Raw genomic sequence first — 21,481 nt, 5'->3', positions numbered from 1 at the left:
TTTTCGGTCATGATGAACCTTGCCGAATATCGCCATTCCGACGCGCGTCTGGCCGACTTTCTGCCCTGGGCAGCCCTCGTCGACGAAGGGATTGTCCTGAACAAGGATGGCTCGTTCCAGCGGACAGCAAAGTTCCGGGGACCTGACCTCGACAGCGCGGTGCCGGCTGAACTCGTCGGCGTCGCCGGCCGTCTGAACAACGCACTTCGTCGCCTGGGATCCGGCTGGGCCGTCTTCGTTGAGGCGCAGCGTCATTCTGCGGGCGCTTACCCGCCCAACAGCTTTCCGGATGTCGCGTCTGCGCTGGTCGACGCCGAACGCCGCGCGCAATTCGAGGAGGCTGGTGCCCACTATGAGTCCAGCTATTTCCTGACCGTCCTCTACCTGCCCCCGGAAGAGGGCGCTGCCCGGGCAGAACGGCTGCTCTATGAGGGCCGGGATCGAACCGTCGGAGCAGGCGCGCGCGAGGCGCTCCGCGGGTTTGTCGATCAAACCAACCGTGTGCTGCAGCTATTTGAAGGGTTCATGCCCGAATGCGCCTGGCTCGATGATCAGGACACGCTGACCTACCTGCACTCTACGATCTCGACCAAGCGTCATCGGGTTCGCGTGCCCGAAATTCCTATGTACATCGATGCGCTGTTGGCGGACCAGCCGCTGACCGGCGGGCTTGAGCCGATGCTGGGGGCAGCCAACCTGCGGGTTCTGACGATTGTCGGCTTTCCGGGCGCGACGACCCCGGGAATTCTTGATGAACTGAATCGCCTGCCATTCTCGTATCGCTGGTCGACCCGAGCAATCATGCTCGACAAGACCGATGCCACCAAGCTGCTGACCAAGATTCGTCGGCAGTGGTTTGCCAAGCGAAAATCCATCGGCGCCATCCTCAAAGAGGTCATGACGAACGAGGCGTCGACGCTGCTCGATACCGACGCCCATAACAAGGCGCTTGATGCCGACGCCGCGTTGCAGGAACTGGGCTCGGATCAGATCGGGCAAGCCTTTGTCACGGCGACCATCACTGTCTGGGACCGCGATCCCAACGCTGCCGATGAAAAGCTCCGCCTGGTCGAGAAGGTCATCCAGGGCCGCGATTTCACCTGCATGATCGAGACGGTGAACGCCGTCGAAGCCTGGCTCGGCAGCCTCCCGGGGCATGTCTATGCGAATGTGCGGCAGCCACCGGTATCGACCCTCAACCTCGCCCATATGATTCCGATGTCGGCCGTGTGGGCCGGCGAGGCGAGGGATCTGCACTTCAAGGGTCCGCCGCTTCTGTTCGGCAAGACCGAGGGATCAACGCCGTTCCGATTCTCGCTCCACGTCGGCGACGTCGGTCATACCCTTGTGGTGGGGCCGACAGGCGCTGGCAAGTCAGTGCTGCTCGCGCTGATGGCGCTACAGTTCAGGCGTTATCCGAACTCACAGGTCTTCGCGTTTGACTTCGGTGGTTCGATTCGAGCGGCCGCCCTCGCCATGGGCGGTGATTGGCATGATCTCGGCGGCGCATTATCCGACGCAGGTGAACAACCCGTCGCCTTGCAGCCGCTGGCCTGGATCGATGATCCCTCTGAGCGCGGATGGGCTACGGAATGGATCTGCGCAATCCTTACTCGGGAAAAGATCGAGATCACCCCGGAGGTCAAGGATCATTTGTGGTCGGCGCTGACATCTCTCGCTTCGGCGCCGAGGGAGGAGCGGACCCTGACGGGCCTGTCAGTTCTCCTGCAATCCAACTCCCTGAAGCGTGCGCTGCAACCCTATTGCCTCGGTGGCGCGTCCGGACGCCTACTTGATGCCGAACACGAGCGCCTCGGCGAGGCCTCAGTCCAGGCGTTTGAGACCGAAGGTTTGATCGGAACGAGTGCAGCGCCGGCCGTGCTCGCGTACCTCTTCCATCGTATTGGGGACCACCTCGACGGCCGGCCGACACTCCTGATTGTTGATGAAGGTTGGCTTGCCCTCGACGACGAGGATTTTGCGGGGCAACTCCGGGAATGGTTGAAGACGCTTCGGAAGAAGAACGCGTCCGTCATCTTCGCCACCCAGTCGCTCTCGGACATCGATGGATCCGCGATCGCGCCCGCGATCATCGAAAGCTGCCCAACGCGATTGTTGCTGCCGAACGAACGGGCGATCGAACCGCAGATCACTGCCATCTACCGCCGCTTCGGCCTCAATGACCGCCAGATCGAGCTTCTAAGCCGGGCCACGCCAAAGCGCGACTACTACTGCCAGTCTCGTCGCGGCAACCGGATGTTCGAACTTGGTCTTGGTGAGGTTGCGCTCGCATTCACCGCAGCCTCTTCCAAGACAGACCAGGCTGCCATCACGCAGCTCATCGCCGAACATGGACCCGACGGCTTCGTGCCTGCCTGGCTCCAGCACCGTGGCGTCGCCTGGGCGACAGATCTGATCCCGAATCTCGTCAATCTGGAGAAATCGCTATGAGACCTCTTGGCCTGTTGGCGACCACGGCCGCCTTCGCGCTGTTGCTTGGCGTTACGCTGCCCGCACGGGCGCTGATCGTCTTTGATCCCACCAACTACGTCCAGAATGTTCTGACGGCAGCGCGGGAGCTCCAGCAGATTAATAATCAGATCACCTCGTTGCAGAACGAGGCACAGATGCTGATCAATCAGGCAAGGAATTTGGCAAGCCTGCCGTATTCATCGTTGCAGCAACTGCAATCTTCGATCCAGCGCACCCAGCAATTGCTGGCCCAGGCCCAGCGCATTGCATACGACGTGCAGCAGATCGATCGTGCCTTCTCGACCAGCTACGGGCCGGCGACCGGCAGCCAGTCGAACCAGTTGCTGATCTCCAACGCTCAATCGCGCTGGCAAAATACTTACTCGGCAACGCAGGACGCGCTTCGCGTCCAGGCCGGCATCGTTGGCAACCTCGACACCAATCGCATCCAGACGTCTGCCCTCGTAACCTCGAGCCAGAGTGCCAGTGGCGCCTTGCAGGCGACTCAGGCCGGCAACCAGATCCTCGCGATTCAAGCGCAACAACTTGCCGATCTCACAGCGGCCGCTGCGGCGCAGGGCAGGGCGCTGAGCCTCGAAGCCGCTCAGCGCGCCTCGGCTCAGGATCAGGGGCGAGAGCAGCTCAGGCGTTTCCTGACGCCAGGACAGGGCTATCAATCCTCCAATGTGCAGATGTTCCACTGATGACCGACGTAAGAGCATTCAAGGCGCTGTCGCTGCTTACGACAATCGGCCTGGTGGCCGTCGCGGCCTGCACGATTCAGCTGCGTGGCCGGGACGATGCGCCGAAGGCGGAGCAGAGGACCGATGCCGCCAATGCCGACCTCGTACACTGCCGCGGCGTCACTCCGGAGGAGACGGCAGGCTATCGCCACTGCCAGCAGATTTGGGCTGAAAACCGCCGTCGCTTCCTTGGCAAGAAGGACAGCGCCACAGCTTCCGGACGCGATGACGCAACCAGCTCGATACCTGTCCCAAAGGATCAAAGCCGGATTCCGCAGGGATATCCAAACCTGACGTCACCTGAGGCGAACAAGCCATGAAGGGTACGGGGATCATTGACCAGTTCCTGGAAACGTTCACGCGCTATATCGACAACGGCTTTGGGCTGCTCGGTAGCGACGTTGGGTATCTCGCAGCGACGCTTGCCGCAATCGACATCACGCTTGCGGCGTTGTTCTGGAGTTGGGGGCCGGACGAAGACATCATCGCGCGCCTCGTCAAGAAGACGCTCTTCGTGGGGGTCTTCGCCTACCTCATCGGCAACTGGAATAGCCTGGCGCGCATCGTCTTCGAGAGCTTTGCCGGTCTCGGGCTGAAAGCATCGGGTGCAAGCCTGTCCGCTGCAGATTTCCTGAGACCTGGAAAGATCGCTCAAGTCGGACTCGACGCCGGCCGGCCGCTGCTCGATTCGATCTCCAACCTGATGGGCTACATCAGCTTCTTCGAAAACTTCGTGCAGATCGTCGTTCTCCTGTTCGCATGGGTCGTGGTGCTACTCGCCTTCTTCATTCTGGCGATCCAGCTCTTTGTCACCCTGATCGAGTTCAAGCTCACGACGCTGGCCGGCTTCGTGCTCATTCCGTTTGGCTTGTTTGGCAAGACCGCCTTCGCGGCAGAGCGGGTCCTGGGCAACGTCATATCGTCCGGAATCAAGGTCTTGGTGCTGGCCGTCATTGTCGGGATTGGATCGACCCTGTTCTCGCAGTTCACCGCTGGCTTTGGCGGCAATCAGCCAACCATCGAAGACGCGATGACACTGGTGCTTGCGGCGCTCTCCTTGCTTGGCCTCGGTATCTTCGGTCCGGGTATCGCAAACGGCCTGGTATCGGGCGGACCCCAGCTCGGCGCGGGTGCCGCGATTGGAACAGGCCTTGCTGCCGGCGGCATTGTTGCGGCAGGCGCAGGTGTCGCCGCCGGCGGCGCTGGTCTCGCTGGCGGCGCGATTGCAGGCGCCGCGCGCGGTGGCGGCGCTGTCATAAGCGGAGCATCAGTCGCCTATCGAAGCGGCGGCCTTGCTGGCGTCGCGGAGGCTGGCGCTTCGGCTGCGATGAGTCATTTGCGTCGAGCAGCGGCTGCCTTCGGGGGTGGGAAAGCGGGCGAGCAACCCTCGGCCGAAGGGCAGCCTGATTGGGCGCGCCGCATGAAGCGTGCTCAGACCATTCGGCATAGTGCCTCGGCTGCTGGCCACGCCGTCCGCTCGGGCGATCATGGTGGCAGCGGCTCCTCCGTCGATTTGTCCGAAGGAGAGCGCTGAGACGCACCACTGCACCTCGGCCGCACAGCAGAGCCTCAAACCCTTCCATCGCACGACTTGAAACCGATCACTCGATACCAGGGGCAACCATCGATGTTTAAACGAAATTCCGTTCATTACGGGCGCATGCCCGAACCGGTCACACCGTATCAGAAAGCAGCGCAGGTCTGGGACGAACGCATTGGATCAGCGCGCCTGCAAGCCAAGAACTGGCGCCTGATGGCGTTCGGCTCCTTAATGCTTTCAGCCGGTCTCGCAGGTAGCCTTGTCTGGCAATCGAACCAAGGCTCGATCACGCCCTGGGTCGTCGAAGTCGATCATCTCGGCCAAGCTCAAAGGGTTGCGCCGGCAAACATCGATTATCAACCTACTGACGCTCAGATCGCCTACCATCTGGCGCGATTTATCGAAGATGTCAGAGGCCTGCCCGCGGACGGCATTGTTCTGCGCCAGAATTGGCTCCGGGCCTATGATTTTACGACTGATCGCGGCGCCGCTGTGCTCAACGACTACGCGCGTAACAATGACCCCTTTGCCAAGCTGGGCAAGGCGCAAATCTCCGTGGACGTATCGAGCGTCATTCGCGCGTCGCCGGAAAGCTTTCGCGTCGCGTGGACCCAGCGCGTCTACGACAACGGCTCGCTGAGTTCGACCGAGCGCTGGACTGCGATTCTCTCGATCGTGATCGAGACACCCCGCGATGCCGAACGCCTCCGCAAGAATCCACTTGGCGTCTACGTCCGCGCCATCAACTGGTCAAAGGAGTTGGGTCAGTGACCAAGACGCCGTCTGACGTTCATTCGATACGTTCCCTCCCGCAAAGCAGGCTCAATTCGCCTCGGTCCGAGTTCGTGGGCTCAAAGCGAGCGCTTCTGTCCGTGCTCTTGCTCTGTTCATCGGCGCTCGGCGGGTGCGCGACTTATATACCGCCGGAGATCAGCTATGACGCTGAGGTTCCTCCGCTGCCGGCGACGCCAGTGGCTCTCGACGACAGATCGCGACCGCTTCACGTTCCGCCTCTCTGGAAGCCGGCTCTGGGCGGCAAGTCGGGAGGGAAGGAAGACGCTGAGCCCGTGAGCCGGGTTGAGACCGCAAACAGCGCAGCCCGGGTCGAACCGCGCAAGCGGGGGTATTTCAACGCAGCGCAGATTTACGCCTACAGTCCTGGAGCACTCTATCAGGTTTACGCCGCACCGGGGCAGATCACGGATATCGCGCTCGAGGAGGGAGAGCAGTTGACGGGATCAGGGCCGATCGCGGCCGGAGATACCGTTCGCTGGGTCGTAGGCGATACTGAGAGCGGGAACGGCGACACGCGACGCGTCCACATCCTGGTCAAGCCGACCCGCGCGTCCATCGAGACCAACCTAGTCGTCAATACCGACCGGCGCACCTACCTTATCGAACTCCGCTCCCGGGAGCGGCCATACATGCCGTCTGTTGCCTGGTACTATCCGGAAGCAGCGCGCGAAAGATCCCGTTCAGTCGCTCTGAAACCCGTTCTTCCGGATCCGGCGCAGCGTATCTCCCGCTACGCCATCGAAGGGGACAGTCCTCCGTGGCGGCCGCTCGGCGCATATGACGATGGCCGTAAGGTCTATGTCGAATTCCCGCAGGGCATTGTGCAGGGCGAGATGCCTCCACTCTTTGTGATTGGCCCGGACGGCAAAACCGAACTCGTCAACTACCGCGCCTACGGCAGTGTGCTGATCGTGGATCGGCTCTTTGCAGCCGCCGAACTCCGGCTCGGCGGTGAGCACCAGCAGAAGGTCAGGATTGTCAGGACGGACGGGAGGCCGTCGTCATGAACAGCGGGAATGGAAACGATCACGAGCAGTCTGTCCCGCCGGCGACACTAGAGGACAGGTCCGGGAGCTTCCGCCTGAGAGCGGAGCATCCGCGCGTGACACGATTGTCGCGGAAGGTCCTGGCCGGCGGCAGCGCGGTTGCCCTGCTTGTCATCGGCGGAGCGGTGCTATGGTCGCTACAGAACAATCGATCCCGAAACCAGGTGGCCGATGAGCTTTACAGTACCGACCATCACAATGTTGCCGACGGCATTACGACCCTGCCGAAGGATTATGCTGGCGTTCCACGCCAAACAGTTCCGCAGCTAGGTCCGCCGCTTCCCGGCGACCTCGGTCGACCGATCCTTGCCGCTCAAGGCCAGTTGCCGACGAGCGGCGCTGATCCAGACCAGCAGCGGAGGGACCAGGAGACCGAAGCAGCTCGGATCAGTCATCTGTTCGCTTCGACCAATGGACGAGAATTGCGTCCGTCCGCCGCTGCTGGCAGCGAGCGCGTCGTGCCGCCGAACGCAACGAGCACCGGCGACGATGGATCTGCGCAAAACGGTCAGGACCGCAAGCTTGCCTTCGTGAACGCCTCTGTGGATCGTCGCACTGTAAGTCCTGACCGTATCACGAGGCCAGCTTCACCATATGTCGTGCAGGCTGGAACGGTCATTCCGGGAGCTCTGATCACCGGGATCCGATCAGACCTTCCAGGGCAGGTCACAGCGCAGGTAACCGAGAACGTCTATGACACGCCGACCGGCCGTTTTCTGCTTGTGCCTCAGGGAGCGCGTCTAATTGGTATGTACGATAGTCAGGTCACCTTCGGCCAGTCCCGTGTCCTGCTCGTCTGGACACGGCTGATCATGCCGAATGGACGTTCAATCGTTCTCGAGCGGCAGCCTGGCGCTGACACCGCAGGATACGCCGGCCTCGAAGACCAGGCCGACAATCACTGGGGCGAGCTGTTTAAGGCTGCGGCACTATCGACGTTTCTGGCGGTCGGTACCGAACTAGGGGCAGGTTCGGACACAAATAGCAACGACAGCGCGATCATCCAGGCATTGCGACACGGCGCCTCCGACTCACTAAATCAAACTGGACAGCAGGTGGTTCGACGCAGTCTCAACATCCAGCCTACTTTGACCGTACGACCGGGCTTCCCTGTTCGTGTTCTTGTCAATCGTGACCTCATACTTACGCCGTATAGAGGCTGACAACATGCCAAGACTCAAAATAGGAGAGCTTCCAGACGAAAAGCCCGTCAAAGTGAGTACGGAGTTGCCTGCGGCCGTGCATCGTGATCTCATTGCATATGCAGAAGCGCTTAAGCGTCAGGGTGGTCAAGTGGTCGATCCGACTAAACTCATCGCCCCCATGTTGGCGCGCTTTATGGCCACAGATCGAGGATTTTCTAAACTGAAACGTCAAGGCCACGTTCCTGCCGCTGAGGAAGGACAGTGACGCTCAAGGTTTTCCGAAGCGGTTGCTTGTCGCCAAAATAGTTGCGTAGATCAAACCTGGGCGCTGCCGAGTTGGCGCTAAGAGCTGAGATATCGTGTCGGAAAGTGTGTTCCCGCGTCTGCCGAAACAATTCCGATTACCAGGTTTTCTCATTTTCAGACGCGAGAGCGCTGGCGTCGACGTGCAATTATTTGGTCACCTTCAGCCGCGTTACACTGCGTCGGCCACCGACGCTGACAGGCACGTCGCCCTCGATCGTGGCCCGACGTACGACGCGATGCTGGTCCCCGTAATCGTTGACTGCGTAATGCTGCGTTGCGCGGTTATCCCATATCGCAATATCGCCCTCTAACCAGTTCCAGCGCACAGTGTTTTCGGGCGCGGTGATGTGAGACTGGAGCAGATCGAACAGCTTTTGTCCGTCGTATTTGGGGATCCCAACAAAGTGCTTCACCAAGGCGCCGAGCACTAACGTCCGCTCGCCTGTTTCGGGATGGACGCGTACGACGGGATGCTCGGTCTCAAAAACCGTTCTGGTGAACACCTCGTCAAAGTGTTTCTTGTCGACCTCGCGGACACGCGCGATCCCGGCGTAATCGAAGACGTTGCTGTGAACGGCCCACAGGCCCTCGGCAAGCCTTTGTAGCGGCGGCGGCAAACCAAGATAAGCGGCAGCTGTGTTCGACCACAGGGTGTCGCCTCCGAACGTTGGCATTACAACGGCCCGCAGCACCAAAATCTTAGGATAGGCGTCGGCGAAGGTTCCATCCGCATGCCAAACGTCGGCGCGACCGCCGCCGCGCGTGGAGTCCAGTTCGAGCAGCGACGCCATCCCCTTGGTAGCACGGAGCATCGGATGTGGCACTACCTTTCCGAGACGAGCGGCAAAGCGCTCCTGCTCGGCGTCATTGAGATGTCCTTGATTGCGGAAGAAGATCACCTTGTGCTCGAGCAATAGGCTGTTGATCGCGGCGATCGTGTGATCCGGTAGTTCGCCTGATAGCTTGACATTTTTGACTTCCGCACCGATGCGCGCTGCACGCTTCACAACATCGGTGCTCGGAATGACGCCAATTAAAGCGTTTGTGCTCATCTTGCTTTTCCAAGCCCTTGCAGTTCTTCCTCGCCCATTGGAGCAGATCATCTTCAGCAAGCATCGTGCCAAGCGGAAGACAAACATGTACTCGACAATGGGCAGCGATCGAACGGTGGCATTTGGCGCGAGTACTCGAACTGAGCCAGTGGTTGGGCCGAGTGACGAAAGAACTCGATCACCGACTCACCCCTTCGAATGTCAATTAGCGATGGACAGCAGGAGCGCGCCTCGTAGGTGTCGTGAAAAATGGCGCCATCCTTGCCATGCATGAGCTCAATTTCATTTTTCGACATATCCAGGTTGCGGAAAAGAATGGAGAAAGGGAGCTCAAACTCCTCTCGAAACCTATCCATATTGATGATCGCGCGGCTGAAGCCGCTCAACATAGCTTTGACGGTTTGCAACACCGCACTGGCGTCATCGAGTATTGTGCGACAATGGCGAATTTCATGCGTGAACCTGGGGCACGTCATCGTGCGGTAATCAATTTGTTTCAGCAATGGCCATCCCAGGCGGTGCCGGGAAAGTCACAAAGCCGAATGGGCTTTCGAAAGTCTCAACGCTTACTATGTGCGCGTTGTTCTGGGCCTGACACGAGATTGTGCCTCTGTCAGGATAATGACAAGTGTCAACCAGTGCGGCAAGCCGGACTGTTCCGTTCGTGAATTTCGCGAGGTAATTGATGGCCCGACCGCTGAAGTCTGTGAGAGCTGTAGATGTAAGATCGCCCTCCGTCGAGCGGCGCTGTTGGCGGGTCATGGACATCATCGTCTCAGTCCTGAACCAAGATAAGAGCTGCAACTTCCTGGTCCCGTGCCAGTTTGCTCGCTGCCAGTCCCGGCGGCGATACCAATGCGATCAGGCGCGGGGCGGTTTTGGCTCATTTTGCGTTTGCCTTCGACCGTGGTGATCCGGATGCGCACGCCGACGATTTCACGCAACTGGGCGGCGATGAAATCCGCGGGAGCATCGCTGACGGCCCAGGGCGTCGCACGTGACGTCTCATGGATATTCGTCAGACGCGTTACAATCTCAAGCAGGCGAGTGGGATCCTCGAAGAACTCAATCGGCCCATGGGCGTGGACCGCGATGTAGTTCCACGTCGGCACCACACGTTCAGCTTGTCGCTTGCTGGGAAACCAGGATGGCGTCACGTAAGCCTCTGCGCCAGTAAAGATCGCCAGAGCTTCTCCGATCGGGGCCGTGCGCCATTGCGGATTGCCCTTCGCCAGGTGCCCGTACAGCGCACCGTGTTCGCCTTCGCGCTCATCGAGGAAGAGCGGAAGAAGCGTCGCAATTGGCCCATCTGATGTCGCTGTGACCAGGTTGGCCAATCGGGCGCAGCGGATTGTTGCTCGAATGTTCTCGATGTCGTCGTCTCGAAAGTGGAGTGGTATGTACATGGAGGCTCTCCGCTGGCGGTCGTCGAGATAAACCCAAGTCAATAGGCTAGAAAACTGCCAATCTTAGTCGTTCCCGTAGAGGTTCTCTGCTTCCTCTTTTGACGTGACGATTTCGAAGTTACCTGGGACCCGGCGATTTCACTCAGCCGCTTCAATCCGTCGAGCTGCTGTTGGGTTGGTGTTTCCGTAGCTATTCTCCTGCGGGCTGAGCTAGGCATTCATGGACCTTTAGAGATCTCACCCCGGCGGTGCCTGTATGAGGCGATCCGGCAGCTCTCCTTACGCGCACCGAGTCGCGTTTGGCGATCTAGTCGTTGATCTCGGCAATGTCGCGGCCGGCCTCAAAAGCCGTCTTCATCGTTTCGATGAACGCCGCCGATGGGTACAAGTCGGAGGTGATCGTAACGAACCCATGTAAAACACCAAGATTCTCGTCTACGTGGTGGTCGCCCTCGCCCGTGTGCAATCGCCGAGGAGATTGTCGACGATTTTCCATCGCTGACGCGCGATTAGGTTGAGGCCGCGGCCGAACAGGCCAAGGCGTATCCCGAGCGAGAGTGCCTGTCCCCCTGAGTCTGTATCGGGTGCTGGCGAGCTAGCGGACCTTGGGTTCGATGACGAAGCCGTACGGGCGAGGTTGCGCCGCGCCGGATTCCGTGACCGCGTATTTGATCGACGAGAATGTGCTTCGCGAATTTGGCGTACGTGGCAACGTGAACGTGCGCGAGTGGCTTGCAACGCGCTCCTGGATCAAAGCGCGCTCATACTGCGCGAGCGCGCCGCACCTGGAACAGGAATTCGCCCGGGCGCGTCGTGGTGTCCAGGTTCTCGTTCAGGGAGCGGAACGCCACTCGATTGTCCGAGCGAGCTCACGATCGCGATCAGGTGCGACAGCGAGCGCCCGCGCCAAGCCGGTGCGGTCATCCTTCGCCCGAGGCGTGATCCTCGAACAGGGGCGGGGATCAATGCTGGCGGCGAGCAGCGCATCGCGCTGCAGTCGTGTTCTGACGGTCTGAGTCCGGCGACACGCGCATGTAGCCAACCAACATAGGCGGATACCCACCGAAATAGGTTTCGTATGGTAGCGCGTGGCGAGAGAGTTTTCCGCATATTTTTTGAACCACCAGGCGTTTAGCTCACGGGAGCTACTACAAGATTCGGTAGATGGCTAAAGCCGACTTGAGGCCCTAGGATTCGGCCGCCTTCCCCGCCGATCATCATCGACGAACAGAAGTGAACGCAAGCGCACGTGAAGCCGCTGCCCGCAGCGCCTGCGGGCAGCTTCCGCCCTTTCATCGCTTAGAGAGTGAAGTGCCACCGTGTCCGAACAACCCCCACCCACGCTGCCGATGTGGCGCGTCGATCACATTGAGCCCTCGCCCGAGATGTTGGCGATACGCGCCAACGGTCCGATCCACCGCGTGCGTTTCCCGTCAGGGCATGAAGGCTGGTGGGTGACTGGCTACGACGAGGCCAAGGCGGCGCTGTCCGACGCAGCGTTCCGGCCGGCGGGAATGCCGCCGACGGCGTTCACCCCGGATTCGGTAATTCTCGGTTCGCCGGGGTGGCTGGTCTCGCACGAGGGGGGCGAGCATGCCCGGTTACGCACGCTCGTGGCGCCGGCCTTCAGCAGCCGCAGGGTGAAGCTGCTGGCGCCGCATGTCGAGGCGATCGCTGCGCAGTTGTTCGACAACCTGGCGGCCCAGCGCCAGCCCGCCGACTTGCGGCGCCACCTCTCCTTTCCGCTTCCGGCCATGGTCATCAGCGCGCTGATGGGCGTGCTCTACGAGGATCACGCCTTTTTCGCCCGGCTGTCCGATGAGGTGATGACGCACCAGCATGAAAGCGGCCCGCGCAGCGCATCGCGCTTGGCCTGGGAAGAACTGCGCGCCTACATTCGCTGCAAGATGCGGGACAAGCGCCAGGATCCGGGCGACAACCTGCTGACGGATCTGCTCGCGGCGGTCGACCAGCGCGAGGCGACCGAGGAAGAAGCGATCGGCCTGGCGGCCGGCATGCTGGTGGCGGGGCACGAGAGCACCGTCGCGCAGATCGAATGCGGCCTGCTGGCCATGTTCCGCCATCCGCAACAGCGCGAACGCTTGGTCGGCGATCCGTCCCTGGTGGACAAGGCGGTGGAGGAAATCCTTCGCATGTACCCGCCGGGCGCGGGCTGGGACGGCATCATGCGCTATCCGAGGACCGACGTGACCGTCGCGGGCGTGCATATTCCCGCGGAGAGCAAGGTGCTCATCGGCCTGCCGGCAACGTCGTTCGATCCGCGCCATTTCGACGACCCGGAAATCTTCGACATCGGACGCCAGGAAAAGCCGCACCTGGCGTTCTCCTACGGGCCGCACTCCTGCATCGGCGGGCCGCTGGCCAGGCTGGAACTCAAGGCGGTGTTCGGTTCGATCTTCCAGCGCTTTCCCGCGCTGCGCCTGGCCGTGGCGCCCGAAAAACTGAAGTTGCGCAAGGAGATCATCACTGGCGGGTTCGAGGAGTTCCCGGTGCTCTGGTGAGGTGCGGACGCCGCTGGGGGATCGCGATCGTCTCCGCGATTTGCCGGCGCGCCTGCCGCGCACCGGTCAGATCAGCCAGCCAACAGGTAACCAAGATGGACGTGCAAGAAACAACGGCAGCATGCCGGGACGCCTTCGCCGAACTGGCGTCGCCGGCGTGCATCCACGACCCGTATCCGTTCATGCGGTGGTTGCGCGAGCACGATCCGGTGCATCGCGCGGCGTCGGGCCTCTTTCTGTTGACCCGCCACACCGACATCTACTGGGCGCTCAAGGCCACGGGCGATGCGTTTCGGGGACCGGCGCCAGGCGAACTGGCGCGCTATTTTCCGCATGCGGCGACCAGCCTGTCGCTCGATCTGCTGGCCTCCACGCTAGCGATGAAGGACCCACCAACGCATACGCGTCTGCGTCGGCTGATCTCGCGCGATTTCACCATGCGCCAGATCGACAATCTGCGGCCGAGCATCGTGCGCATCGTCGAGGCACGCCTTGACGGCATGGCACCCGCGCTGGAGCGCGGGGAGGCCGTGGACCTGCATCGGGAATTCGCGCTGGCCTTGCCCATGCTGGTCTTCGCCGAACTGTTTGGCATGCCCCAGGACGACATGTTCGGGCTCGCCGCCGGCATCGGCGCCATTCTGGAAGGCCTGAGCCCGCACGCCAGCGATCCCGAGCTCGCCGCAGCGGACGCGGCCAGTGCCAGAGTGAAGGCCTACTTCGGCGATCTCATACTGCGCAAGCGCACCGATGCCCGCCACGACATTGTGTCAATGCTGGTCGGCGCACACGACGATGATGCCGACACGCTGTCGGACGCGGAGTTGATCAGCATGTTGTGGGGCATGCTGCTGGGCGGCTTCGCCACTACGGCTGCGACCATCGACCATGCGGTCCTGGCGATGCTTGCGTATCCCGAACAGCGGCACTGGCTGCAGGGAGACGCCATGGAGGTGAAGGCATTCGTCGAAGAAGTCCTGCGCTGCGACGCGCCCGCAATGTTCAGCTCCATTCCGCGTATCGCGCAGCGCGACATCGAATTGGGCGGCGTGGTGATCCCGAAGAACGCGGACGTGCGCGTGCTGATCGCGTCCGGCAATCGCGACCCCGACGCCTTCGCCGATCCCGACCGCTTCGATCCCGCGCGGTTCTACGGCACCAGTCCTGGCATGTCGACCGACGGGAAGATCATGCTGAGCTTCGGCCACGGCATCCACTTCTGCCTCGGTGCGCAACTGGCCCGGGTACAGTTGGCCGAGAGCTTGCCGCGGATTCAGGCGCGCTTCCCCACCCTGGCATTGGCCGAGCAGCCGACCCGGGAGCCCTCCGCGTTCCTTAGGACGTTCCGCGCGCTGCCGGTGCGGCTGCGTGCGCAGAGGGCTGAGATGTGCGTCGTGGTCGACCAGGATCTGTGCGGGACCAGCGGGCAGTGCGTGCTGACGCTACCGGGCACCTTTCGCCAGCGCAAACCGGACGGCGTGGCCGAAGTGTGCGGGGCGACAGTCCCGCAGGCGCTGCACGCCGCCGTGCGGCTCGCGGCCAGGCAGTGCCCGGTCGCCGCCATCCGGGTCATCGAAAGCGAAGCTAGCGATGACGAGCGCGCCAGCGCCGACAGTGCGCCTTCTCAGGCGGAGGCGGAGCAGCATGCCGCGAGAGACCAACGCAATCCAGGAGGACATCATGGGACGGTTTGAGGGCAAGGTGGCCGTGGTGACCGGCGCCGGGGCCGGTATCGGCAAGGCATGCGCCCTCGCCATCGCGCGCGAGGGCGGCAGAGTGGTGGTCGCCGACATCGATGGCTCGGCGGCCATGGCCTGCACCGCGCAAATCGCGGCCGAGGCGGGCCACGCGCTGACCCTGGCCATCGACATCGCCGAGGCGCAGGCGGTGGCAGCGCTGTTCGAGACGGCGGAGCGGCACTTCAGTGCGGTCGACCTGCTCGTGAACAACGCGGGCGCCATGCATCTGACTCCGCGCGACCGCGCGATCCTCGACCTGGACCTGGCGGTCTGGGACCAGACCATGGCAACCAATCTGCGCGGCACGTTGCTCTGCTGCCGGCAGGCCATTCCACGGATGATCGCCCGCGGCGGTGGCGCGATCGTCAACATGTCGTCGTGCCAGGGGCTCAGCGGTGACACCGCGCTGACGTCCTACGCCAGCTCGAAGGCGGCGATGAACATGCTATCGGCCTCGCTCGCCACCCAGTACGGTCATGCGCAGATCCGCTGCAACGCGGTTGCGCCGGGTCTCATCATGACCGAGCGTCTCCTCGCCAAGCTGGACGAGTGCATGCAACGGCATCTGCGCCGGCACCAGCTCCTGCCGCGCGTCGGCCGCCCCGAGGACGTGGCCGCGCTGGTGGCGTTCCTGCTCTCCGACGATGCAGCGTTCATCACCGGCCAGGTCGTGTGCATCGACGGCGGCATGCTGGCGCATGTGCCGACGTACGCCGACGGTGGCAACAGCCGCGCCGCGCGGCCTTCCGGCGAGACCGCCGAAGCGGCCGCGTCGGCGCGATGCTAATGGGCATGCTGCTCAACCCGCTGAACCGTCGGCATCGGCTGCGGTACGACATCCCGGTCGTGCCCGGCGCTTTCCCCTTGGTCGGGCATCTTCCCGCCGTCGTCTGCGACCTGCCGCGCCTGCTGCGGCGCGCGGAACGGACGCTGGGCCGCCAGTTCTGGCTGGACTTCGGCCCTGCCGGACACATGGTGACCAGTCTGGATCCGGATGCGTTCGCACTGCTCCGGCACAAGGACGTGTCCTCAGCGCTGATCGAAGAGATCGCGCCCGAATTGTTTGGCGGAACGTTGGTCGCCCAGGATGGCGGCGCGCACCGGCAGGCGCGCGATGCGATCCAGGCGGCGTTCCTGCCTATGGGGCTGACCCAGGCCGGCATCGGCGAGCTGTTCGCGCCCGTCATCCGGGCGCGGGTGCAGAGGTGGCGCGACCGCGGCGACATAACCATCCTGCGCGAAACCGGCGATCTGATGCTCAAGCTCATCTTCAGCCTCATGGGAATCCCCGCGCAGGACCTGCCGGAATGGCATCGCAAGTACCGGCAACTGCTGCAGTTGATCGTCGCGCCCCCGGTCGACCTGCCCGGACTGCCTTTGCGGCGCGGCCGCTCCGCCCGCGACTGGATCGATGCGCGGTTGCGCGAGTTCGTCCGCGATGCGCGTGAACATGCCGCGCGCACCGGGTTGATCAACGACATGGTGAGCGCCTTCGATTGCAGCGACGATGCGCTCGCCGATGAGGTCCTGGTCGCCAATATCCGCTTGCTGCTGCTTGGTGGCCACGACACCACCGCCTCAACGATGGCCTGGATGGTGATCGAGCTGGCGCGGCAGCCTGGGCTGTGGGACGCCCTGGTCGAGGAGGCGCAACGCGTGGGCGCGGTGCCGACCCGGCACGCGGACCTGGCGCAGTGTCCGGTCGCCGAGGCGCTGTTCCGCGAGACGCTGCGCGTGCATCCACCGACGCCGCTCCTGGTGCGTCGCGCACTTGGTGAATTGCGACTCGGCCAACGGCGCATTCCTGCGGGCACCGATCTGTGCATCCCGCTGCTTCATTTCTCCACCTCGGCGCTGCTGCACGACGCGCCTGATCAGTTTCGCCTGGCGCGGTGGTTGCAACGCACCGAGCCGATCCGGCCGGCGGACATGCTGCAGTTCGGTACCGGCCCACACGTCTGCATCGGCTACCACCTGGCATGCCTGGAACTGGTGCAGTTCTGCATCGCCTTGGCGCTGACCATGCACGAGGCCGGGGCGCGGCCGCGGTTGCTGAGCGGCGTCGAAAGAGGCCAGCGCTATTACCCGACCGCACATCCGTCCATGACTATCCGCATCGGATTCTCCTGAGCTGGCATCGCATGCCCCTGTGACGAGGCAGCGGCGCCGGCGACGCGCGGCATTGCTGCACTCGGCCCGCGCGCACGGTGCGACGCCGACAACACCGCGGCGGCTCGCCTGTCGGGGACAAGGACATGAAGAACATGCAGACCGGTTCCACGCCACAGAACGACAGAACTGGTGATTCCGCGCTAGGCGAATTGGGCGCTCAGGCGCGCGGCGCATCCGGCGGGCTGCTGCCCGAGATCTGGATGCAGGACGGCGCAAAGCGGGTCGAACACGTGCTGGCGCGTCTTCTCCGCGCCGAACATGAGGCCGAGCTGATGGCGGCGATGCGCTACGCCACGTTGCATGGCGGGAAGCGCAACCGCGCCTTGCTCTGTCTGGCTGCCGGCGCACTGGCCGACACGCCGGCGCACATGCTTGACGACGTGGGCGCCGCCATCGAGATGATGCACGCCTGTACCCTGGTCCACGACGATCTGCCCGCGATGGACGACGACGTGCTTCGCCGCGGCCTTCCGACCGTGCACGTCAAGTTCGGCGAAGCTACTGCGATCCTGGTCGGCGATGCGCTGCAGGCGCACGCCTTCCTGACCTTGGCGAGCCTGGATGCGCCGGGCGACAACCGTATCGCGCTCGTGCGCGAACTGGCACAGGCAGTGTCAGCCGAGGGTGCCGCAGGCGGGCAGGCCATGGATCTGTCGCTGGTTGGAAAGCACGTCGAGCTGGACAAGATCGTGGAGATGCACCGGATGAAGAGCGGAGCGTTAGTGCGCGCGTCCGTTCGCATGGGCGCGCTATGCGTTATCGCGGAGGATGCCGCGCACGCTGCGCTGTACTGTGCGCTCGATCACTACAGCGCCTGTTTCGGCTTGGCGTTGCAGGTGATCGACGACATTCTCGACGTGACAGCGGATACCGCAACGCTGGGCAAGACCCCCGGCAAGGACGCGGCGGCGCAGAAGCCGACCTGCGCGTCGATCATGGGAGTGCAGGCAGCACGTCAGTTCGCGCTGGATCTGTTGCGCAATGCCGGGGAGGCCATCGCGCCGCTGGGGCCGCGTACGGAACGGTTGGCGCAACTCCTACAGCGGGCCAACGCGTATCTGTTCAGGCACGCGCCATGCGCATGAGCGCGCCGGTGTCACCCTGTGCCGCTGCGATGAGTCCGCGGCGTTTATTGCAGCGGTTGCCTGCCGCGGCGCGCTGTGCGCAAGCCTATGCGGCGGACCGGCGCCAGCATCGGGTCGCCGCGCCGAAGCACGGTGGCCGTCCGGCGCTGCCTATGCGACGGGCCTGCGGCGGCATGCGCGGCGTCTGCCCAATTTTGGTTCTCGTCGACCGTGTGCAAAAGGAACATCCCGCGTGAACGCGCTGTCCGAACAGATCCTTTCCGACTTGCGCGGCCTGCTGAGCGAAATGAGCGATGGCGGCAGCGTCGGTCCGTCTGTCTACGACACGGCGCAAGCGCTGCGCTTCCACGGCAACGTCGCCGGTCGGCAGGACGCATACGCGTGGCTCATCGCGCAGCAACAGGCCGACGGCGGGTGGGGAAGCGCGGACTTCCCGCTGTTCCGCCATGCGCCCACGTGGGCGGCGTTACTGGCATTGCAGCGTGATCCTGTTCCTGGTGCTGCCGACGCGGTCCAAGCTGCAACGCAGTTCCTCCAGCGCCAACCCGATCCCTACGCGCATGCGGTGCCGGAAGACGCGCCCATCGGCGCGGAGCTGATCCTGCCACAATTTTGCGGTGAGGCCGCATCCTTGCTGGGTGGCTTAGCGCTTCCGCGCCATCCAGCGCTGTTGCCGTTGCGTCAAGCGCGCCTGGTCAAGCTAGGGGCGGTGGCGATGTTGCCGAGCGGCCATCCGTTGCTGCACTCCTGGGAAGCCTGGGGGACGTCGCCGACCACCGCATGCCCGGATGACGACGGCAGCATCGGCATCAGTCCGGCGGCCACTGCCGCCTGGCGTGCGCATGCCATGACACGGGGGCGCACGCCGCAGATATGGCGCGTCGACGCGTATCTGGAGATGGCATCACGGGCGACGCGCAGCGGCATCGAAGGTGTCGTCCCCAACGTCTGGCCGATCAATGTGTTCGAGCCATGTTGGTCGCTGTACACCCTGCATCTGGCCGGGCTGTTCGCGCATCCCGCGCTCGCCGAGGCGGTCCGCGTGATCGTCGCGCAGCTCGACGCCCGTCTGGGCGTGCGCGGCCTGGGCCCCGCCTTGCACTTCGCGGCCGATGCGGACGACACCGCCGTTGCGTTGTGCGTCCTTCACCTTGCAGGCCGCGCCCCGGCGGTCGATGCGTTGCGCAGTTTCGAAATCGGCGAGCTGTTCGTCACCTTCCCCGGCGAGCGCAATGCCTCGGTGTCGACCAACATCCATGCCCTGCATGCGTTGCGACTCTTGGGAAAGCCCGCCGCGGGCACCAGCGCGTACGTCGAGGCCAATCGCAACCCGCACGGTCTATGGGACAACGAAAAATGGCACGTTTCGTGGCTGTATCCCACCGCGCATGCGGTCGCTGCGCTGGCGCAAGGCAAGCCCCAGTGGCGCGACGAGCGTGCGCTGTCGGCGCTGCTGCAGGCGCAGCGTGACGACGGCGGCTGGGGCGCCGGTCGCGCGTCCACGTTCGAGGAAACCGCTTATGCGCTGTTCGCGTTACACGTGATGGACTGGAGCGAAGAGGCGACAGAGCGCCGGCGCATCGCGCAGGTGGTGGCGCGTGCGCTGGAGTGGATGCTCGCCCGCCATGCGGCGCATGCATTGCCGCAGACGCCGCTGTGGATCGGCAAGGAACTGTATTGCCCCACTCGGGTCGTGCGCGTGGCCGAACTCGCCGGGTTGTGGCTGGCGCATCGTTGGGGGCGGCGCGTCCTGGCCGAGGGAGCAGGAGCGGCGCCGTGATCCAGACCGAACGCGCGCTGCAGCAGGTGCTGGAGTGGGGGCGTTCCCTGACCGGGTTCGCCGACGATCATGCCGTGGAAGCGGTCAGGGGCGGCCAGTACATCCTGCAGCGCATCCACCCGAGCCTGCGCGACACCAGCGCCCGCACCGGTCGCGATCCGCAGGACGAAACGCTGATCGTGGCGTTCTATCGCGAACTGGCGCTGCTGTTCTGGCTCGACGATTGCAACGACCTTGGCCTGATCGCGCCGGAGCAGGTCGCCGCGGTGGAACAGGCGCTGGGGCAGGGCGAGCCGTGCGCGCTCCCCGGATTCGAGGGCTGCGCTGTGCTGCGCGCCTCCCTGGCCGCGCTCGCCTACGATCGTCGCGACTATGCTCAGCTTCTCGAGGATACCCGGTGCTACTGCGCGGCGCTGCGCGCCGGACACGCGCAGGCGGTAGGGGCGGAACGCTGGTCCTACGCCGAGTACCTGCACAACGGCATCGATTCGATCGCCTACGCGAACGTGTTCTGTTGCCTGTCGTTGCTGTGGGGGCTGGACATGGCGACCTTGCGCGCGCGTCCGGCCTTTCGCCAGGTCCTGCGGCTCATCTCCGCGATAGGGCGCCTGCAGAACGATCTGCATGGACGCGACAAGGACAGGTGGGCCGGCGAGGCCGACAACGCGGCGATCCTGCTGCTGCAGCGCTATCCAGCTATGCCTGTGGTAGAGTTCCTCAACGACGAGCTGGCCGGCTATACGCGCATGCTGCACCGGGTGATGGCGGAAGAACGCTTTCCGGCGCCGTGGGGACCGTTGATCGAGGCCATGGCGGCCATCCGCGCGCAGTACTACCAGACCTCGGCCAGCCGCTACCGCAGCGACCCTGCGGGGGGAGGCCAGCATGCGCCGGCCTGAACGCGCGGGAGGCGGCGGCGTGCGCGCTGCCGCGGTCCGATCCGACGCAACGCCGTCGTCCGATGGGATGGAGCGAGCAGGAGCGACACCGCCCTGGGCCGGCGCAAGGAGTGCTGGATCGGCGAGTGGCCCCGGCCACGGTCGCAGCCGGCTGGGAGCACTGCGCATTGCCCGGGTGGACCTGACGCAAATCGACCTGCGCGCCTCGCTGCTGGGCAAGACCATGCGCCCGCCGCTGCTGATCAGCTCCATGACCGGCGGCATGCCACGCGCTGAGGCCATCAACCGGCATCTGAGCGAGGCAGCGCAAGCCTTGGGGATCGCCATGGGCGTCGGTTCGCAGCGCGTGAGCTTGCAATCCCGCAACTCCCAGGGGTTAACGCGCACGCTGCGCCGCCTGGCCCCAGACGTGCAACAGCCTTCGCAGCCGTTGGGCGAGGACTATACCCGCACGCGAGCCGCGCGCTGGGCCGCTACGATGGCATTCTGCAACGACAATCGTCGACTCGAAATAGACCGCGCGGGTATGGCTCTCGCGCGTCGTTCATCGCAGCTCGGAGTAATGCTGGCCTTGCACCTTTACTGAGCCTTGTCCAGGATGGGGTTGCCCCAGGCGCCGAGTTCATGGGTTATCGTCAGCACCGCAATGCGACCGCGACGCCGCGCTCATTCGTTGGCCCTGCGAGCGGCCATGAATACGCGCTTGTCGCGGCGATGGACGCGCCGCACGTTGCTGCTGCCCTGGGAGAGCATCGCGAAGTGTTGGAAGCCAGCTTAGA

17 protein-coding genes and 2 pseudogenes are annotated in these 21,481 nt (G+C 63.6%); 16 read left to right on the top strand and 3 right to left on the bottom strand.

The features are described 5' to 3' along the window. Window positions 1–9 precede the first annotated feature (9 nt). The 8 genes from trbE (at window position 10) to GGD65_RS25825 (ending at window position 8,006) form a co-directional block, all read left to right on the top strand. Complete coding sequence (gene trbE / locus GGD65_RS25860; protein ID WP_183237016.1) at window positions 10–2,451, top strand: conjugal transfer protein TrbE; 2,442 nt, start codon at window positions 10–12, stop codon at window positions 2,449–2,451. After that, window positions 2,448–3,176, top strand: coding sequence for a P-type conjugative transfer protein TrbJ (gene trbJ / locus GGD65_RS25855; protein ID WP_183237015.1), 729 nt, complete (start codon window positions 2,448–2,450; stop codon window positions 3,174–3,176). Before trbE ends, trbJ begins: the two co-directional genes overlap by 4 nt. Then, window positions 3,176–3,535, top strand: coding sequence for a putative entry exclusion protein TrbK-alt (gene trbK-alt / locus GGD65_RS25850; RefSeq protein ID WP_183237014.1), 360 nt, complete (start codon window positions 3,176–3,178; stop codon window positions 3,533–3,535). The genes trbJ and trbK-alt overlap by 1 nt, the downstream gene beginning before the upstream one ends. Then, window positions 3,532–4,749 (top strand): P-type conjugative transfer protein TrbL, encoded by a 1,218-nt coding sequence (gene trbL, locus GGD65_RS25845; protein WP_183237013.1) that lies wholly within the window; start codon window positions 3,532–3,534, stop codon window positions 4,747–4,749. The genes trbK-alt and trbL overlap by 4 nt, the downstream gene beginning before the upstream one ends. A gap of 93 nt (window positions 4,750–4,842) precedes the next feature. After that, window positions 4,843–5,526: a conjugal transfer protein TrbF gene (trbF, locus tag GGD65_RS25840; protein WP_183237012.1), complete on the top strand. Its 684-nt coding sequence runs from the start codon at window positions 4,843–4,845 to the stop codon at window positions 5,524–5,526. Beyond that, window positions 5,523–6,557, top strand: coding sequence for a P-type conjugative transfer protein TrbG (gene trbG / locus GGD65_RS25835; protein ID WP_183237011.1), 1,035 nt, complete (start codon window positions 5,523–5,525; stop codon window positions 6,555–6,557). Before trbF ends, trbG begins: the two co-directional genes overlap by 4 nt. Next, window positions 6,554–7,759: a TrbI/VirB10 family protein gene (locus GGD65_RS25830; protein WP_183237010.1), complete on the top strand. Its 1,206-nt coding sequence runs from the start codon at window positions 6,554–6,556 to the stop codon at window positions 7,757–7,759. The genes trbG and GGD65_RS25830 overlap by 4 nt, the downstream gene beginning before the upstream one ends. A 4-nt stretch (window positions 7,760–7,763) precedes the next feature. After that, window positions 7,764–8,006, top strand: a complete 243-nt coding sequence (locus GGD65_RS25825; protein ID WP_179734517.1) for a DUF2274 domain-containing protein — start codon at window positions 7,764–7,766, stop codon at window positions 8,004–8,006. Window positions 8,007–8,193: 187 nt separating this feature from the next. Here the strand turns inward: GGD65_RS25825 and GGD65_RS25820 are convergent, their stop codons facing one another. The 3 genes and pseudogenes from GGD65_RS25820 to GGD65_RS25810 all read right to left on the bottom strand — a co-directional run bounded on the left by GGD65_RS25820 (window position 8,194) and on the right by GGD65_RS25810 (window position 10,505). Next, on the bottom strand, window positions 8,194–9,099 hold the full coding sequence (locus GGD65_RS25820; RefSeq protein ID WP_183237009.1) for a TauD/TfdA family dioxygenase: 906 nt from the start codon (window positions 9,097–9,099) through the stop codon (window positions 8,194–8,196). Window positions 9,100–9,152: 53 nt separating this feature from the next. Then, complete coding sequence (locus GGD65_RS25815) at window positions 9,153–9,602, bottom strand: hypothetical protein (protein WP_183237008.1); 450 nt, start codon at window positions 9,600–9,602, stop codon at window positions 9,153–9,155. Between the two features lie 272 nt (window positions 9,603–9,874). Beyond that, window positions 9,875–10,505: pseudogene (locus GGD65_RS25810) on the bottom strand (FMN-binding negative transcriptional regulator). Window positions 10,506–11,824: 1,319 nt separating this feature from the next. Between GGD65_RS25810 and GGD65_RS25805 the strand changes: the two are divergent. From GGD65_RS25805 to GGD65_RS25770, 8 genes and pseudogenes are all read left to right on the top strand, one after another. Continuing rightward, the gene (locus GGD65_RS25805) at window positions 11,825–13,027 is read left to right on the top strand and encodes a cytochrome P450 (RefSeq protein WP_183237007.1); all 1,203 of its coding nucleotides are present in this window, start codon (window positions 11,825–11,827) and stop codon (window positions 13,025–13,027) included. Window positions 13,028–13,122: 95 nt separating this feature from the next. Then, a complete protein-coding gene (locus tag GGD65_RS25800; RefSeq protein WP_183237006.1) occupies window positions 13,123–14,721 on the top strand; it encodes a cytochrome P450 in 1,599 nt (532 codons plus the stop codon). Next, window positions 14,708–15,553 (top strand): SDR family oxidoreductase, encoded by an 846-nt coding sequence (locus tag GGD65_RS25795; RefSeq protein ID WP_179734504.1) that lies wholly within the window; start codon window positions 14,708–14,710, stop codon window positions 15,551–15,553. The genes GGD65_RS25800 and GGD65_RS25795 overlap by 14 nt, the downstream gene beginning before the upstream one ends. Then, window positions 15,553–16,896 carry a cytochrome P450 gene (locus GGD65_RS25790; RefSeq protein WP_183237005.1) on the top strand — a complete coding sequence of 448 codons (1,344 nt, stop codon included), beginning with the start codon at window positions 15,553–15,555 and terminating at the stop codon, window positions 16,894–16,896. The genes GGD65_RS25795 and GGD65_RS25790 overlap by 1 nt, the downstream gene beginning before the upstream one ends. 134 nt (window positions 16,897–17,030) lie before the next feature. After that, entirely contained in the window at window positions 17,031–18,023 is a 993-nt protein-coding gene (locus GGD65_RS25785; protein ID WP_183237135.1) for a polyprenyl synthetase family protein, read from the top strand. A gap of 232 nt (window positions 18,024–18,255) precedes the next feature. Continuing rightward, a complete protein-coding gene (locus tag GGD65_RS25780) occupies window positions 18,256–19,803 on the top strand; it encodes a hypothetical protein (protein WP_183237004.1) in 1,548 nt (515 codons plus the stop codon). Further along, the gene (locus GGD65_RS25775; protein WP_183237003.1) at window positions 19,800–20,702 is read left to right on the top strand and encodes a terpene synthase family protein; all 903 of its coding nucleotides are present in this window, start codon (window positions 19,800–19,802) and stop codon (window positions 20,700–20,702) included. Before GGD65_RS25780 ends, GGD65_RS25775 begins: the two co-directional genes overlap by 4 nt. Beyond that, window positions 20,689–21,114: pseudogene (locus GGD65_RS25770) on the top strand (type 2 isopentenyl-diphosphate Delta-isomerase); the annotation flags it as partial. The gene GGD65_RS25775 and the pseudogene GGD65_RS25770, both read left to right, overlap by 14 nt. Window positions 21,115–21,481 lie beyond the last annotated feature (367 nt).

The organism is Bradyrhizobium sp. CIR18, from assembly GCF_014198295.1.
Taxonomy (GTDB): domain Bacteria; phylum Pseudomonadota; class Alphaproteobacteria; order Rhizobiales; family Xanthobacteraceae; genus Bradyrhizobium.
This window is presented reverse-complemented; position numbering and strand designations above follow the sequence as displayed.